General features: G+C 38.6%; 10 protein-coding genes. 6 read left to right on the top strand and 4 right to left on the bottom strand.

Annotated features, from left to right (window positions below; all coding sequences use genetic code 11):
- Positions 1–5 precede the first annotated feature (5 nt).
- From ESZ39_RS01180 to pyrD, 5 genes are all read left to right on the top strand, one after another.
- Positions 6–1,394, top strand: coding sequence for a DUF1329 domain-containing protein (locus tag ESZ39_RS01180; protein WP_146877961.1), 1,389 nt, complete (start codon positions 6–8; stop codon positions 1,392–1,394).
- Between the two features lie 217 nt (positions 1,395–1,611).
- The gene (locus tag ESZ39_RS01185; protein ID WP_223270192.1) at positions 1,612–2,616 is read left to right on the top strand and encodes a WD40/YVTN/BNR-like repeat-containing protein; all 1,005 of its coding nucleotides are present in this window, start codon (positions 1,612–1,614) and stop codon (positions 2,614–2,616) included.
- 5 nt (positions 2,617–2,621) lie between these two features.
- Positions 2,622–4,940 (top strand): efflux RND transporter permease subunit, encoded by a 2,319-nt coding sequence (locus ESZ39_RS01190; protein WP_146877962.1) that lies wholly within the window; start codon positions 2,622–2,624, stop codon positions 4,938–4,940.
- A 259-nt stretch (positions 4,941–5,199) separates the two neighbouring features.
- On the top strand, positions 5,200–10,041 hold the full coding sequence (locus ESZ39_RS01195) for an NAD-glutamate dehydrogenase (protein WP_146877963.1): 4,842 nt from the start codon (positions 5,200–5,202) through the stop codon (positions 10,039–10,041).
- A 106-nt stretch (positions 10,042–10,147) separates the two neighbouring features.
- Complete coding sequence (gene pyrD, locus ESZ39_RS01200) at positions 10,148–11,167, top strand: quinone-dependent dihydroorotate dehydrogenase (protein ID WP_146877964.1); 1,020 nt, start codon at positions 10,148–10,150, stop codon at positions 11,165–11,167.
- A gap of 481 nt (positions 11,168–11,648) precedes the next feature.
- Here pyrD and ESZ39_RS01205 read toward each other — a convergent pair whose 3' ends face one another.
- Both ESZ39_RS01205 and asnB read right to left on the bottom strand, forming a co-directional pair.
- Positions 11,649–12,407, bottom strand: a complete 759-nt coding sequence (locus tag ESZ39_RS01205) for a hypothetical protein (protein ID WP_146877965.1) — start codon at positions 12,405–12,407, stop codon at positions 11,649–11,651.
- 173 nt (positions 12,408–12,580) lie between these two features.
- The gene (gene asnB, locus ESZ39_RS01210) at positions 12,581–14,245 is read right to left on the bottom strand and encodes an asparagine synthase B (protein ID WP_146877966.1); all 1,665 of its coding nucleotides are present in this window, start codon (positions 14,243–14,245) and stop codon (positions 12,581–12,583) included.
- A 356-nt stretch (positions 14,246–14,601) separates the two neighbouring features.
- On the opposite strand from asnB, the gene ESZ39_RS01215 reads away from it, so the two are divergent.
- Positions 14,602–15,792, top strand: coding sequence for a hypothetical protein (locus tag ESZ39_RS01215; RefSeq protein WP_146877967.1), 1,191 nt, complete (start codon positions 14,602–14,604; stop codon positions 15,790–15,792).
- 198 nt (positions 15,793–15,990) lie between these two features.
- Here the strand turns inward: ESZ39_RS01215 and ESZ39_RS01220 are convergent, their stop codons facing one another.
- Entirely contained in the window at positions 15,991–17,643 is a 1,653-nt protein-coding gene (locus tag ESZ39_RS01220) for a LysM peptidoglycan-binding domain-containing protein (RefSeq protein ID WP_146877968.1), read from the bottom strand.
- Between the two features lie 79 nt (positions 17,644–17,722).
- The gene (gloB, locus tag ESZ39_RS01225; RefSeq protein ID WP_223270193.1) at positions 17,723–18,532 is read right to left on the bottom strand and encodes a hydroxyacylglutathione hydrolase; all 810 of its coding nucleotides are present in this window, start codon (positions 18,530–18,532) and stop codon (positions 17,723–17,725) included.
- Between the last annotated feature and the right edge of the window lie 43 nt (positions 18,533–18,575).

Genomic DNA, 18,575 nt, shown 5'->3' on the forward strand with positions numbered 1-18,575 from the left:
CTTACATGAAAAATATTTTTAAAAATACCTTTAAAAAGGCAACGCTAGTATCAATAGCGGTGACCGTCGCATTAGCATCAACCGGTGCTACTGCAAAAATTAGCGATCAAGATGCGGCTAAGTTACAAAAAGAATTAACGCCGTTTGGTGCTGTTCGTGCAGCTAATGCCGATGGTTCTATTCCTGCATGGACCGGTGGTATTAAATCAGCACCGGCGGGTTATACTGTAGGCGATCATCATATAGATCCATTTGCTGATGATAAGGCGATGTATACCATCACGGCTAAGAATCTTGCGCAATATAAAGACTTATTAACGCCAGGCCAAATTAAGTTATTTGAAACCTACCCTGATACTTACAAAATGAGTGTTTATCAATCTCGTCGTTCAGCATCGTATCCTGAGCATGTTTATCAGGCGACTTTGGACAATGCCACTAGAACTGAATTAGTTGAAGGTGGCAATGGTATTATTCAAGCGGCAATTGGTATCCCATTTCCAGTACCAAGTGACGGTTTAGAAGCCATTTGGAATCACATTTTACGTTATCGCGGTGAAAAAATAGTTCGTGAAGGTGGTCAAGCAGCGCCAACAGCATCAGGCGATTATACCTATATGGGCTTTGATGATCAGTTACTTATACCCTATGGCGTTAAGGGTGTTAAAGCTGAAGAGCTTCAAAAAACCAATATTTTATTTAAATTTAAACAAAAAGTGACTGAGCCAGCACGTTTAGCGGGTACGGCTTTATTGGTTCATGAAACTATGGATCAAATAAAGACGCCTCGTCAAGCTTGGACCTATAATACTGGCCAGCGTCGTGTTCGTCGTGCACCTAATGTTGCTTATGACGCACCAGGTACAGCGTCAGATGGCTTAAGAACAACAGATGACTTTGACATGTTTAACGGGGCACCTAATCGTTATAACTGGACATTAAAAGGCAAGCAAGAGTTGTTAATTCCTTATAATGATTATCGTTTGCATAGTGATGATTTAAAATATGATCAAATTTTACAACCGGGTCATATTAATCCTGAACTAGTACGTTACGAGAAACATCGCGTTTGGGTGGTCGAGGCGAACTTAAAATCAGATACGCGTCATACCTATAAAAAACGGGTGTTCTATATTGACGAAGATAGCTGGCAAGTAGCGGTTACTGACATTTATGACAACCGTGATGAGCTATATCGAGTGGGTGTTGCTCATGGTATTAATTACTATGAAGTACCAACGCAATGGTCAACTTTAGAAGTGTTTCATGATCTACAATCTCGCCGCTATATTGCGATGGGCTTAGACAATGAAGCTAGTATGTATGACTTTTCCGCCGATTTAAATGATGTAGACTTTACGTCTTCAGCATTACGTCGTGAAGGTCGCAGATAAGTAAGAAGGTTAATAAAACGGCTGGCTAGTGCTAGCCGTTTTTGTTTTAAAGTTTTCAAAGCGTTATTAAATTTTTCATTCCTCTGTTTTTTAGCTAAGCTAAAGACTGGGGATATCATGGTATCAATGGGCATCACTCAGGCTCATTTTCTCCTTAACCTATCTAACTTGAGGCCTACGGTCTCTACAGTTCAAATCAATGGAGCTAATATAGTTAATGATGCGTCTTCTCGTTATTTTACTCAGTTTTCTTACTATCCCTATTATTAATGCGCAAACACTAGACTCGGTCATTGCTCCACTGGCGAGTAAATCACTCTTGCTTGATATTACGGTGATTAATCAGTCAAAATTAGTTGTTGTCGGTGAGCGTGGTCACATTCTATTTTCGACAGATGGTGTGCAATGGCAACAAGCACAAGTGCCGGTACAAGTGACATTAACCGCGGTTTACTTTACCGATAAAAACAACGGTTGGGCAGTTGGTCATGACGCGACCATATTATCGTCAAAAGATGGTGGTATTTCTTGGCAAGTACAACAGCATCTGCCACAAGTAGAGAAGCCGCTGTTGGATGTATTGTTTTTGGACAAAAAAAATGGCATTGCTCTTGGCTCCTATGGTTTATTTTATCGCACAAATGATGGTGGCGAGCATTGGGCTATAGAGCATCATAATGAACTTCTTTATCCAGAAGACCAAGCGTATTTAGCCGAATTAAAACGGGAAGATGAAGAGGCGTATTTAGATGTGCAAAGCAGTATATTACCGCATTTTAATCGCGTTGTTGCCGATGGTCGTACCTTATACATAGCCGGAGAAATGGGCCTAATTGCAAAAAGTAATGATTTTGGTGTTAGTTGGCAAAAACTTGATGAGATATATCCAGGCTCATTTTACGATATAAATCGCACACAGGAAGGCAACTTACTGGTTGTGGGTTTGCGAGGTCATATCTTTCGTAGTTTACGAAATGGTACACCATGGCAAGCAATTGATAGCAATGTTACCGCCTTGTTAAGCGCTATTGTGCTTAGTGACGATCAACGGGTGTTTATATTGGGTAATAACGGCGTATTATTAGAAAGTCGCGATGATGGTGCTACCTTTACCCAACATCTTCAAAAAGACGGTAAAGCACTTATAGCCGGGGTTTGGTATAAAAATAAAATTATCGCCGTCTCTGATGTTGGCATCAAAACCATTAACGTAACTAAGTAACTGTCATGAAATTTAACTCTATTATTAATGTTGTAGAAGCAACACTCTTTCGTCGTCGTTTAGCGGTATTGGTATTTTTTGCTCTAACCAGTATTTTTTTGTTGTTTCAAGCAACACAAATTAAACTTGATGCGGCCTTTACTAAGCATATTCCACTTAACCACACTTATATGAAAACCTATCTCGAGCATAGGGAGAATTTTGGTGGTGCAAATAACGTATTAATTTCAGTGTGTGACAGTAGCGGGGATATTTTTAATCCTGAGTTTTTTACCGCCTTAAAAGGTGTACACGACCAGCTGTTTTTTATACCCGGTGTTGATAGAATTCAGGTGAAATCTTTATTCTCACCGAGTACACGATTTGTTGAAATTGTTGAAGATGGCTTTGCCGGTGGCCCGGTAATACCTGCAAGCTTTCAACCAGATGCCGCGGGTTTAGCTATTGTAAAAGGTAATATAGAAAAAGCGGGTATTGTTGGTAGTATTGTTGCTGATGATTACAGTTGTTCTATGGTGAAAGCCTCATTAATGGAAATTGATCCAAATACCGGTAAGAAGTTAGATAGCATTGTACTTGCCGGACAATTGGAAAATGAAATTCGGGGTGAGTTTGAAAAAGATAATATCTCAATACATATCATTGGCTTTACCAAAATGGTGGGCGATGTTGCAAAAGGAGCAAAAGGGGTTGTAACCTTTTTTGCTATTGCCATTGCTATTACTACATTAATGGTATTTTGGTTTTGTCGCTCACTTGCTTTAACTATTTTACCCATTTCATGTTCATTGATTGCTGTGGTATGGCAACTTGGTATGTTATCAACACTTGGTTTTGGCTTAGACCCGATGTCGATATTGGTGCCCTTTTTAGTCTTTGCAATTGGTGTTAGTCATGGTGTGCAAATGATTAACTCAGTCTCCAAAATGGTTAATAGTGGAAAAACCAGTAAAGAAGCCGCGCAATTGAGTTTCCGGGTGCTGTTAGTGCCAGGTGGTATCGCACTGTTGTCAGATACGGTTGGCTTTATGACACTGTTATCTATTGATATTGGTATTATTCGTGAGCTTGCCATCACCGCCTCACTAGGTGTTGCGATGATTATTTTGACCAACTTGGTGTTGTTGCCGCTGTTAGTTTCTTATCTGCATGTACCAAAAAGCAAAGCAAAGCAGCCAAGTAAAGCGGCTTCTGCAGCTGATGGTATATGGCATTTTATGTCATTATTCGCAACACGTAAGGTAGCATTGATTATATTAGCCTGTACCGCTGTGCTTTATATTGTTGGCTACCAAAAAGCCCAGGATATGAAAATAGGGGAATTACATGCCGGTGCACCGTCACTTCATGAAGAATCGCGCTATAACCAAGATACCTTTTTAATTACTGATAAATATGCCATTAGTGTCGATTATATGTCGATTATTGTTGAAACTACGGCAGACGCTTGTACTTACTATGATCACATGAACACTATTGATAGATTTCAGTGGCGTATGGAAAATATTCCAGGTGTAGAGTCAGCGGTGAGTTTACCGTCCATCGCAAAAATAGTGAATTCGGGCTATAACGAAGGTAATCCAAAATGGCGTGTACTATCACGTAACCCACAAACCTTAGTGCAATCAATTGCACGAGTGCCATCTTCGAGTGGTTTACTCAATAGCGATTGTAGTGCTATGCCGGTGATTTTGTTTTTAGAAGATCATAAAGCTGAAACAATTAATCGTGTGGTTGATGCAGCAAAACTAGCTGCGATTGATTTTGGTAATGATAACTTATCGTTTAAGCTTGCCTCTGGTCCTGTTGGGGTTATGGCGGCGACTAATGAAGCGGTAGAAGCTGCTCAGATCCCGATGATGCTTTATGTTTATGGTGCGGTGATTATTTTATGTTTATTAAGCTTTAGAAGTTTAAGAGCAACAATCGCAGTAGTTGTGCCACTTTACGTGGTATCAACGCTTGCACAATGGCTGATGACCGCACTTGATATTGGCTTAACGGTATCGACGTTACCGGTTATTGCATTAGGTGTCGGTATAGGTGTTGATTACGGCATTTATATTCTGTCTACCATGAGTGTTAAGCTTCGCAATGGCGCTACAGTTCAAAGTGCTTATTTTGACGCACTTAAAGAGCGAGGTAGTGCGGTATTAATCACCGGAGTGACGTTAGCTATTGGTGTTTCAACCTGGTTTTTCTCTGATTTGAAATTCCAAGTTGATATGGGCATATTATTAACCTTTATGTTTTTAGTCAATATGATTGCTGCCGTACTAGTATTACCAGCTATCGCTGCATTTTTATGGCCACAACGAAAATAAATGCTAATTAATTGAAAGAATAATTATGCATAAATAAACAAGAAAATGACCGAAAGGTCATTTTCTATTTATAACTAATGAATAAATAGAAAATGTCGCTCTGATAGGGACATAAATGTACAGTTTTTAAAGTAATGTATCTAAAATAGTCCTCGCATTCCCCTATGTTTATTAATAAGATCACTGTTATAGTCTCTTCGCTTACAAAGACTAAAAAATAGTAATTATTTCAAGCGTTTTATCCAAAAAGGAAAAAGGCATGACGTTAGTAGACGGTTTACCCTCAGTGATACTCTCAAACGTAGCACAGTTAATACAAAAAAAAGTTCCACCGGCAACAGCTCCCCTTGTAAATCAATTTTCTGAGTTGCTTTATAAAAACATTTCAACTTTAGATTTAGATCATAGAAATGACAGTGACATGTACGGTGCCACGCTAAGCCTTTGGAATACGTTAAACGATTCTCAAGATGACAAACCTGTGATTAAAGTGTTTAATCCACAGGTGTCAAAAAATGGTTGGAAATCTAGCCATACCATCATCGAAATAATTGTCCGTGATATGCCATTTTTAGTTGACTCTGTGCGTATTGCCTTAAGTCGATTGAACCTAACACCACATTTAATGCTAAATTCGCCAATAAAAATTATTCGTGATAAAAGCAAAAATATCACCAAGCTTTCCTCTTCTGTCGACCAAGCGTTTAAGTCAACGTCAGTTGAAACGGTATTTTTTATCGAAATTGATCGTCAAATAGACACTAAGGTACTAGAAAGTATTGCCAAAGAATTACATTCAGTTGTCAGTGATATTGCGGTGACGGTGAACGATTGGCAACCCATGCAAGCACGCTTACGTAGTGTTATTGACGAAGTTAAGCAAGCTATTTTACCTTGTTCTAAAGAAGAGCAAGGCGATAGTGTGAGCTTTTTAGAATGGATGTTAGCCGATAATTTTACCTTATTAGGTTATCGCTCTTACCAAATTAAAACCTTGGAAGGCGATATAGCGCTGTCGGCCGATATTGACTCTAGCTTAGGCTTAATGAACCAGTATGGCGGCAGCAAAGAGCGCCTGATGTCTGATTTGAGCGAATCAGCTCGAGAAGTAGCTTTAGGCAATAACCTACTTGTTTTAACAAAAACCAATGCCAAGTCGCGTGTACATCGTCCCGCTCACCTTGATTATATTGGCGTTAAACGTTTTGACAATAAAGGTAATGTTATTGGTGAAGAGCGCTTTGTTGGTTTATTTGGTTCGGCTTATTACACCAATAGCGCGTTAGACTTGCCACTAATCAAGTCTAAAGTTTTAGCCGCTTGTAACAATTCTGGTTTTGCTAAAGGCACCCATGCTTATAAAGCATTAATTAACATACTTGAAACTTACCCAAGAGATGAGATTTTACAAAGTTTACCCGCTGAATTATTGAAAAATGTTATGGGTATATTTCAAATGCAAGAGCGTGATTATTCAGGCTTGTTTATGCGCCGTGATGCCTTCAACCGCTTTTACTCTTGTATGGTTTATGTCCCACGCGAACGTTACAACACTGCGTTACGTGTTAATACTCAAAAGTTGCTACAAGAAGCATTAGGTAGCAATGAAGAAGTAGAATTCACCACTTACTTCTCAGAGTCCGCACAAGCTCGTACACACTATATCGTTAAAGTTAATTCGACAAAAGCAGACATTAATGTGAAAGAAATTGAAAAGAATTTAAACCATGCTGCACGCAGTTGGGATGATAATTTAGCTGATTCATTAAACTCACATAAAGGCGAAGCGAAAGGTAAAGCGTTAAGTAGAAAATATACTAACTTCCCACAAGCTTATAAAGATGAAGTTTTACCGGGTACAGCCATCGTCGATATTGAAAAGTTTGAAGCTTTATCTGCTGATAACAAACTTGAAATGTTGTTTTACCAACCGCAAGAAGAAGATGCTAACAGCCGCTCGGTAAAACTAAAGCTGTTCCACTCAGGTGAACCATTGCATTTATCTGATGTTTTACCGATGTTAGAAAACTTTGGTTTACGTGTTATCGGTGAAAGCCCCTATGCAGTAAAATCTGAAAGCGGTGAAGTCTATTGGATTTTAGATTTTTCAATGTTACTTACTGGTAAAGGTAAGTTTAACTTAGAGATTGTTCAAAGCTTATTCCAAGATGCTTTTGCAAAAGTGTGGTCAGGGCAGTTAGAAGATGACGGTTTTAACCGTTTAATTTTAGGCGCTGAATTAGGTGGTCGTGAAGTATCGATTATCCGTGCCTATGCTAAATATGAGCGTCAAATTGGGGGTACCTTCAGTCAAAATTATACTGAAAACACTTTTGCACGCTATCCAAGTATTGCTAAGTTATTAATTAAACTATTTAATTTACGTTTTTCACCCACTAAAAAGTTAAATGAAAAATTAATAGATAAGGTCCACACTAGCATTGAGTCGTCTTTAGACAGTGTTGCTAGCTTAGATGATGATCGTATTATTCGTCGTTTTGTTGAAATGATTAGTGCCACTATTCGTACTAACTATTTTCAGCCGCATCCTGTTACGGGTGAGAAGTCTTATATTTCATTCAAAATTTTACCGGCGAAAATTACTGACGTACCTTTGCCTTTGCCTAAATTTGAAATATTCGTTTACTCACCGCAAGTAGAAGGTGTGCACTTACGCGGCGGTAAAGTGGCGCGTGGTGGTTTGCGTTGGTCTGATCGCCGTGAGGACTTTCGCACTGAAGTGCTAGGTTTAGTGAAAGCCCAACAAGTTAAAAATACCGTTATTGTCCCTGTGGGTGCAAAAGGTGGTTTTGTTTGTAAGCAACTACCTAGTGGCAGCAGAAATGAAATTTTTGAAGCCGGTAAAGAGTGCTACCGTACCTTTATTCGTGGCCTACTTGATATTACCGACAATATTATTAACGGTGAAATAGTGCCACCATTAAACGTTGTCCGCCACGATGAAGATGACCCTTATTTAGTGGTTGCCGCCGATAAAGGTACCGCGACATTTTCGGATATTGCTAATGGTATTTCTGACGAGTTTAATTTTTGGTTAGGCGACGCATTTGCCTCAGGTGGCAGTGTCGGTTACGACCATAAAGGCATGGGAATTACTGCTAAAGGCGCATGGGAGTCAGTAAAACGTCACTTTCGCGAAATGGATGTTGATTGTCAAACCACTGATTTCACTGTCGTTGGTGTTGGTGATATGGCTGGTGATGTTTTTGGTAATGGCATGTTATTATCAAAGCACATCCGTCTACAAGCCGCATTTAACCACTTGCATATCTTTATTGATCCAACGCCAGATGCTGCTGCTACTTATGTTGAGCGTGAGCGTTTATTTAATCTTCCAGGTTGTTCATGGGAAGATTTTGATATGTCTCTGGTTTCAGAAGGAGGGGGATTATTCAATCGCTCTGCTAAGTCAATAAAGTTGACGCCGCAAATTAAGAAAATGATTGGTACACAAAAACAAAGTATGGCGCCCAATGATTTAATTCAAGCTTTATTAAAAATGAAGGTTGATTTGTTATGGAACGGCGGTATCGGTACTTATGTCAAAGGTTCAAAAGAATCTCACTTAGAAGTAGGTGACCGTGCTAACGACTCACTACGTATCAACGGCTTAGATTTGGAAGCCAAAGTTGTTGGTGAGGGCGGTAATTTAGGTTTAACGCACTTAGGGCGAATTGAATTTGCCGCTAAAGGTGGCCGAATTAATGCCGACTTTGTTGATAATGCCGGTGGCGTTGATTGTTCAGATAACGAAGTTAACATCAAAATCTTATTAAACGGTTTAGTACAAAAAGGAGATTTAACCGTTAAGCAGCGTAATAAAATTCTTTATGACATGACCGAAGAAGTCGGTGATATTGTAATAGACGATTGTTATCGCCAAACCCATTCTTTGTCAATTACAGAGTTACGTGGTGTTAAGCAATTAAAAGAGCAAGCGCAATTTATTACTGAGTTAGAACGTTCTGGTAAATTAGATAGAGCGTTAGAGTTTATTCCAAGCGATGAAGAAATTGCCGAGCGTTTATCTTTAGGTAAAGGGCTAACACGCCCTGAGCTTTCTGTTTTACTTGCTTACAGTAAAATGGTGTTAAAAGAAGAACTTGTTTGTCCTGAAATTAGTGATAATGAATTTCATCAGAGCTTATTGATTAAAGCATTTCCAACATTTCTACAAGATAATTACAGTGCGCAAATGCAACACCATCCTCTGCGAGCTGAAATTATAGCGACTAAATTAGCTAATAATATTGGTAACGATATGGGCTTTAATTTTGTTCACCGTATGAAAGAAGAAACAGGGGCAACAACATCTGAAATAGCTAATTGCTATAGTATGGCGAGTGCAGTGTTTGAGTTGTCTGATATTTGGAAGCAGATCAGTGATTTAGATAATAAAATATCTACCTCTATTCAAACAGAAATGCTATTTCAGTTACGCAGAACCGTGCGCCGCGCTACGCGTTGGTTCCTTCGTCATCGTACTAAGTCATTGAATATTGCTCAGTCAATTGAATTTTACCATACAACATTTGCTGCACTTTCGAGTAACATTACAAGTTATATGGTTGACAATGAAGCGGCGCAAATTAAGCGCGTGGAAGATGATTTGATTCAAGCGGGTGCGCCTGAGTCTGTGGCATTAAGAATTTCATTACTGAGCACTTTGTTCTCGGTAATGGATATTGCAGAAATTGCAAAATCTGAAGCGGTGCCAACCGAATTAGCGACTGATCTTTACTTTAAACTAGGTGCGAGATTAGACTTACACTGGTTCTTAGATCAAATTACCACACAACCGGTGTCGAATCACTGGCAAGCGCTGGCAAGGTCGTCATTTAGAGAAGAACTTGATTGGCAACAACGTTCATTAACTTCGGTAATATTACGTGGTAATAAAAATTCGACTGATATTGATGCCATGTTGGAAAACTGGTTTGTAGATAATGCTCAACCGCTTGAGCGTTGGCAGCATATTTTGGCTAACTTTAGAATTGGTCAAACTCATGAGTTTGCAAAATTCTCAGTTGCTTTACGAGAATTAATGTTGTTAAGTTTGAACTGCGACCCCGTGAAATAAGTGTTAAGATCCCCGCCATGAGCGGGGATTTTTTTGTCATCAAGTTTATGTTTAGCGATTGATGTTAGTTTCTCGCAGGGCAATTATATTTAATTAAAGAGGTATTATGTTTTACTCAGCTATTCGTAAAGTGTTTTTTAAATTCGATGCAGAAGCAATTCACGATTTAACGATTAAAGGCTTTAAAGCAACTGGCGCTTCGCCGCTTAATTTGCTTTATAAGCAAACCATAGCAAATAAGCCGGTCGAGGTTATGGGCATTAATTTTCCTAATCCAGTTGGTTTAGCCGCAGGATTAGATAAAAATGGCGAATGTATTAAAGCCTTTGAAGCGTTAGGTTTTGGCTTTGTTGAAGTAGGAACCGTAACACCGCGACCTCAACCAGGTAATGACAAGCCAAGAATTTTTAGGTTACCAGAAGTTAACGCTATTATTAACCGTATGGGTTTTAATAATAAAGGTGTTGATTATCTTGTTGACCAAGTAATTAAAGCTAAGTACCGCGGTGTTTTAGGTATTAATATTGGTAAAAATAAAGATACGCCAGATGAAAATGCCAAAGATGATTATATTCACTGTATGCGCAAAGTTTATAACCATGCTACTTATATTGCGGTTAATATATCATCACCTAATACCCCAGGTTTACGCTCATTGCAATATGGCGATGCACTTAATGAATTATTATCCGCATTAAAAACTGAGCAAACTGCGTTAGCAGAGCAATATGGTAAGTACGTGCCTGTTGCGGTAAAAATAGCGCCAGATTTAAATGCCGAGGAAATAAAGTCTATTGCCGAGTGTTTAATTGCCAATAATATTGATGGCGTAATTGCCACGAATACCACCTTAGCACGGGATAAAGTGTCACATTTACCTTTTGGTAATGAACAGGGTGGATTAAGTGGCGCACCGGTAAAAGAAAAAAGTACTGAAGTTATTCAATTACTAGCAAAAGCACTTGATAACAAACTGCCCATTATTGGTGTTGGCGGTATTGCATCGGGCGCAGATGCTCAAGAAAAAATAGCGGCGGGTGCAAAATTAGTCCAAGTGTATACCGGCTTTATTTATCAAGGCCCACCATTAGTTAAAGAAATTGTTCAGACACTAAAGTTAAGCTGATAAGCATTATCAATAGCACTTAAGATAAATGAAAAAATAAAAAAGGCGATTACCAACAACGGGTAATCGCCTTTTTTAATTGCTCACTGTAGTTGTGATCGTATTTATTGAGTGTACAGTGCGTATTTTAATCAAGACAGTCGGATTTAAAATATCATTTAACTTCTTCTTTAACTTTAACTTTAACTTCTCCTGCCGTCCTCCTTTTTTTCTTCCTGTGAATTATTTTATTATTTTTTACAGGGAGGAAAGCAGGAGAAAAGAATGAGTAGCGATTTAAATATTGTAGGGTCGGTTGTCATGCCATCATGCTGATTTAAAATATCATTTAACTTTAACTTTAACTTTAACTTCTTCTGCCGTCCTCCTTCTTTTCTCCCTGTGAATTATTTTATTATTTTTACAGGGAGGAAAGTAGGAGGTGAGAAAGGCAGAAGGACTAATTATGTAACAACTGCCTTAGTGTTTTAACCTTCTTAGTTTAAAGACCTGGCTTTACTAACCTAGCTTCTAAGCGCTCTAGTCGCTCCACCAATAATTGCAGACTAGTATCAAACTGATTGACACTAGTTGCGGTAAACATTTGTTGTTTATCACGACTTTTTGCATTGGCATCTAAGGTATTGAGCTGAGTAGATAATTTTTTAAATTGCTCTTTTAAGCTGCTGGCAGTAACCATTTGCTCAGACACAGCATTGATTGAAAACTCGTTGGTGGTAATTTTATCTTTTAAGTCATTAAGTGCGTTATTTTGTTGGCTAACCGAACGAGTGTTTTTATCTTGCTGTTGGGCTATTTTTATACTTTTTGAATTTAAGGCTTTAATTTCTTGCTGATTTTTTCGCCAAGCAGAAGCCCAAAGCTTATCCATTTCAGATAATAATAACTCTGTTTTTTCACTAATTGTCTCTAACTTCACCTTTAAAGCAATAGTTGACTCACCCATTTCTTCACCGGTAGCTGAAAGTTGATTTTCTAGCTGTTGAATTCGCGCAGAGCTCGACACTAAAATATTGTTTACACTTATTTGCTGTTGATAAAAATACCAGCCAGTACCTGCTAGAGCGAAATAAGGTATTAATATTAATAATGTTTGCACCGCAGATAATGCTTTGGGTGCATTATCTGCAGAGTGCACTGGCTCTGACTTGTGTGTTTTAGCAACAGGTTCACGAGCCATCTTAACTTGATCTTGATCGATACTAATCGTTGGAATTTCAGGTTCTACACGTTTTGACAAGAGAGCTTCCTACTAACAGTGGCTATAATAGCCATTGGGTTAATGAATTGATTTATTTGGTACCATACCAAGTTGAGAGTAACTGTATAATATTTAGCAAATATTGTACAAAAAAACCGACTTTATTAGTCGGTTTTTAATTTTTGAGCTCAAAGTAACTTAGTTAGCTAAGATTAATAACTATCATTATGCACACTTTGCACGGCACGTCCTGATGGATCAGCCATATTAGCGAAACTTTCATCCCAAGCTAAGGCTTCGGGTGTACTACAGGCGACTGATTTTCCGCCAGGTACACAATCTGCTGCTGATGCTAGCGGAAAGTTTTCTTCAAAAATAGTGCGATAAAAATAAGCTTCTTTAGTCTCTGGTGTATTCACTGGAAACTTAAACTCTGCGCTGGCCAATTGTTGGTCACTGACTCGTGCCTCAACATGTTGTTTTAGACCATCAATCCAAGAGTAACCCACACCATCAGAAAATTGCTCTTTTTGACGCCATAAAATCTCTTTTGGCAAGTAACCTTCAAAAGATGAGCGTAAAATAGCTTTTTCCATTTTGCCATTGCCACACATCTTATCTTCTGGATTAATGCGCATAGCAACGTCCATAAAGTTTTTATCTAAGAAGGGTACGCGTGCTTCAATGCCCCATGCTGACATAGATTTATTAGCACGTAGACAATCAAACATATGCAGTTTATCGAGCTTACGCAACAATTCGTTATGAAACTCTTCCGCATTAGGTGCTTTGTGAAAATATAAATAGCCGCCAAATATTTCATCGGCACCTTCACCAGAAAGCACCATTTTAATACCCATGGCTTTTATTTTTCTCGCCATTAAATACATAGGTGTAGAAGCACGAATAGTGGTTACATCGTAAGTTTCTAAGTGATAAATCACTTCTTTAAGTGCGTCGATACCTTCTTGTTCGGTAAATATAATACTGTGGTGTATTGTACCTATGCTATCAGCAACAGTTTTAGCTGCAATTAAATCGGGGGAACCAGCTAAGCCACAGGCAAAAGAGTGAACTTTAGGCCACCATGCTTCAGACAAGTCGTTTTCTTCGATACGTCGAGCAGCAAATTTTTGTGTAATAGCTGAAATTAACGATGAGTCTAAACCGCCAGAAAGTAACACACCGTAGGGTACGTCAGTCATTAAATGGCTTTTAACTGATTCTTCTAATGCTTCACGTATTTTTTCTTTACTGGTATTGTTATCTTTTATCGCTGAATATTTTTGCCAGTTGCGTTGATAATATTTTTCAACTTTACCTACTCGACTATCTAATATGTGACCTGGAGGAAACTCTGCTACCGTTTTACAAATGGGCATTAACGCTTTCATTTCTGAGGCAACATAGAAGTTACCTTCAGCGTCATAACCGGTATAAAGTGGAATAATACCCATGTGATCACGGGCAATTAGGTAGCTATTGTCGTGCTCGTTATATAAACAAAAAGCAAACATGCCTTGGAGTTTGTCAACAAAATCAGTGCCAAATTTCTCAAACATTGGAATGATAATTTCACAATCAGAAGCCGTTTGAAAATCATAGTCAGGCGTATATTGGCTGGCTAATGCTTTATGGTTATAAATTTCACCATTAACCGCTAAAACCTTCGATTTATCAGCGTTATATAATGGTTGAGCACCATGTTCAGTGTCGACAATTGATAGGCGTTCATGCACTAAAATTGCATGGTCATTGTTATAGATACCAGACCAATCTGGACCACGATGACGAAGTAAGCGAGAATATTCTAAAGCTTTTGGACGTAGTGCGTCTGCACCGGTTTTAATATCTAATATACAAAATATCGAACACATTGAAGTGCTACCCCTTTATATTTATTAATGACAAATTGTGTGGTGGATACACCTCAGCAAGTTTACTGAAACGTATTATGCGTTTTGTTTCAAAGTAAACTTCAAAGTAAACTTCGAAGTAAACATGATCATGTTTACAGAAACTATCGCTCAGCAATATTACTGTTGTAACACCTTACAGTATTTGATAAAAAATCAATAGTATTTTTACTCTAATAACACCATAAGGTATAAAAATCGGTTTTTGCGCGCCAATAATCACTAGTGTTAAAAAAGTAGATACCCTAATATATTAATGATAGGAATAGAAAAATTCGCCATTTTATTTGAATTTTAATCATAAGTAAGAGCAATAAATGTTACAAACTGTAAGTAAAATAACCTTAAATATCTTTGTTGTCGCCATTTCGCTTGGCTTAAGTTTATCAACCAGTAGCCAAGAAATTAACTATGTTGCATTAACGGTTGAGGAGCTGCGCATTGAAAAAGCACTTAAAGTAATGCCAAATGTTGTGCCAAGACTAAGCGCACGAGTCAAAAAGTTTGCCAGCCAATTAAATAAAGCAACTAGCTATACGGTGTTGACCCAGTTAACTATTCGTCACGGTACCGGGCTATGGTTGGATGCGAAAAAGTCATTTAATCAATTGAACGACTATGACGACCGACCGTTATATTGGGCGCGCTTACAAATGAGCAAAGCGTTACGCGCTACAAAAGCATTTGCGATATTGTTTCCTAATCAACAACACAAGCTGCTATGGACACTGGAGTTATTATCTCGTGGGCAAATGGATGTTAAATTTGATAAAAAAGCAGATAAGAAAATCTTATTGACCGGTTTTGATCCCTTTTTTCTAGACAGGCATATCGACCAAAGTAATCCATCAGGCGTTGTTGCATTATCTTTGGATGACTTAGTGATCAGTATTGAAGGGAAAAGCGCAGAAATTGAAGTGTTAATCGTGCCAGTACGTTTTGCTGATTTTGACCAAGGCATGATAGAAGAATTACTAGCGCCTTATATTCAGGGTAAATCGGTTGATATGGTATTAACATTCAGCATGGGCAGAGAAAACTTTGATTTAGAACGCTATCCAGCATTAAGGCGCAGTGCTAACGCGCCAGATAATCTTAATATAGTAACCGGTGCGACAAAAAATAAGCCCTTAGTACCAAAGCTTAAAAGTGCACCGTTGCAGGGCCCTGAATTTGTTGAATTTAGCCTACCTATATCGGTAATGTTACAGGGCGCAGGTAAATATCAAGTCAACGATAATCGAAAAATATCGACCTTATCAGGTGGTACATTTAAGGGCCAATCACTGGCAGATATTGTTAAGCAAACCTCGGTTAGTGGCTCAGGTGGCGGTTACCTTTCTAATGAAATATCTTATCGCAGTATCTTATTACGCGACCAATATTATTTAACTTTACCGGTAGGTCATATTCATACCCCAAAAATTAAAGCCTTTGATCAACAAGCATTGATGGATATTGTTAAGCAAACAAAAAACATTATTACTCAAGGTGTTGCCGGGTTATAACCGTTTAGTTATAAACACTTTAATATTATAAAAGTGTTTATATGACAAATGAATGATGCTTTATTTCAGCACAAAAAAACGCTAACCCAGTTAGCGTTTTTTAACTTTCTCCTTAGCACTTTTTACTTAGCAACTTTCTCCTTAACAACTATCTGCTTACAGCTAAAGTTTCAGTGCTAGTTTATCAATATTAATGTGCTAAATATTATTCGTGACATCTACCGAAAGCTTTAACATTTGTCCCGGTTGTAAATATTTGTCACGATTAAGGCTATTCCAACGTTCAATATCTTTTATCTTCACGTTAAACTTATCAGCGATACGAGCAAAAGAGTCACCTTTGCGTACGCGATAATGAATGTTGCGCATTATCGCTTTTTCGCTAGGCGTCATGGTATTTGAATCTAGTGTTGTAACCGCTGTTTTTTGCCAAATAACCAGTTTTTGTCCGGGCTTAATAGGGTCTCTTGGTGCCATACCATTCCATTTTGCGAGACTACGGGTTGGAACACCATAGGCGTGGCTAATGTCCCATAAGGTATCACCAGACCTCACCATATGAATGCGCTTTTCACCGGCCAGTACTTTATTTTGTGTTTTCGCTAAACGTTGATTTTGTGAGAGCAAATAACTGTCTAATGATGCGGTAGCAACAGGAATTAATAAAAATTTCCCAGTTCTGATCTGATTACCTTTAATGTTATTCACTTGTTTTATTAACGCTATTTCGGTATTAAATTTTTGCGCTATTTCACCTAAATTGTCGCCATTTTTAATTTTATAGCGTTGCCAAGCTAGACGCTCTTTTTTACTCAATTTGGCAAGGCCTTGCTTAAAGTTCGCTATTTTGTGATTGGGCAACAATAAATAATGCGGGCCGTCAGGGTCCGTTGCCCAACGATTAAAACCTGGATTGAGTCGCTGCAGCTCTGTTAATGACAAGTCAGCTAATTGCGCTGCTTTGGCTAAATCAAGCTGTGAGCCAATATTGACTTGACTGATCACTGAGCTATTATCAATTTCGTGCAGTTTAATTTTAAATTCGTCGCTACGCTTTACAATATCAGCTAACGCTAATAATTTAGGCACATAAGCACGAGTTTCCTTGGGTAAATCTAAAGACCAAAAATCTGTAGGTAGGTTTTTCTTTTTATTCTTTCTAACCGCACGTCTTACTCGCCCTTCACCTGAGTTGTAAGCGGCGAGCGCTAGCATCCAATCACCATCAAAGAACTCGTTTAAGTATTTTAAATATTTAATAGCACCTTGGGTTGAGGCAACAATGTCACGTCGTCCGTCAAACCACCAATTTTGTTTCATGCCAAAGCGTTTGCCTGTGCTGGGAATAAATTGCCACATACCTGATGCACGACCATGTGAGTAAGCAAAAGGGTCAAAAGCGCTTTCAACAATAGGTAATAAAGCAATTTCAATTGGCATATCGTTCGCTTCTAACGCTTCAACGATGTAATACAAAAATGGCTCAGCGCGTTTAGCAACCCGATTTAGGTAGTCGGGGTGCTTAATAAACCAATTTCGTTGGCTCACAAGACGAGGCTCCTCGGGTATCGAAAATTCAAGCTTGCTGCGAATTCGCTGCCAAAGGTCATTTGACAAATAGTTTTCTTTTAAATCATTGCCCAGATCTATATCACCATCGGCAACGGGATGAATAACGTCAATAGCTTCATCAACTAGCAGCGCTTGATTGATTTCTGCTGATGAGGCTACATCGATAAATACTTGATTTTCTGTATGAGTTTCAAGGTTATTCGGTTTAGTTTGGTTTGAAATTGATTGGCAACCGGACAATAGTAGTACGGTTGCGATAGATAGGGTTATATTCTTCATGCAAAGTCTATTTAAATTTACTAGCCGCTAGTGTTACTTATTTAGGGCGGTTATTCAAGATTTGCGCAATAAAAACGCCTTAAAAATTGTCTTTCCATGCGCGGATAATGGTGAATGTTTGTAATTTATCATTGACGTTATCACCACTGAATTCGGCCGCACTTGTCATCAGACTAGGCTCGTTACAGCGAAGAAACGGATTGATTTTCTTTTCAAGCATGATTGATGTTGGGATAGTAGCAATGTCTTGTTCACGCTTTTGTAGTACTTGATTATAATAATGGACCAACTCACTATTACAGGGTTCAACGGTTAGAGCAAAGTTAAGGTTCGCTTGGGTATATTCATGTGCGCAATATACATGGGTGCGCTCAGGTAATGCGCTAAGCTTTTCTAATGATGATAACATTTGGCTCGGCGTACCTTCAAAAAGTCTGCCACAGCCGCCTGAAAACAAGGTGTCACCACAAAATAAATTATCTTGTGATAAATAGGCTATATGGCCGCTGGTGTGACCCGGAAGATCAATAATGTCAAATTCAAGGGCTAGATCAGTCAGGCTTACCTTAGAGTTCTCGTTGAGCGCGACGTCACAATGTGGAATTTTTTCACTTTCAGGACCATAAATGGTCAATGGCCAGTGCTTGTTTTTACAATACTCAACGAGTTTGTCTATGCCGCCAACGTGATCTGGGTGATGGTGAGTGATCAAAATACTCGACAGTTGCAGTTTTTGTTGTTCAATAAATTCGATACAAACATCGGCGTCACCGGGGTCAACTAAAGCCATGTTGTGACTTAAGTCGGATGAAATAGCCCAGATATAATTATCTGAAAAGGCCTTTATCATGGAAACTTTCATATTAGTGCTGCTTTGGGTTTGCTGCATGTGTAGCTCCTGAGTATACTGAAGATATGATTATACTTACTTT

The organism is Colwellia sp. C1TZA3, assembly GCF_007954265.1.
In the GTDB taxonomy this organism is placed as follows: Bacteria; Pseudomonadota; Gammaproteobacteria; order Enterobacterales; family Alteromonadaceae; genus Cognaticolwellia.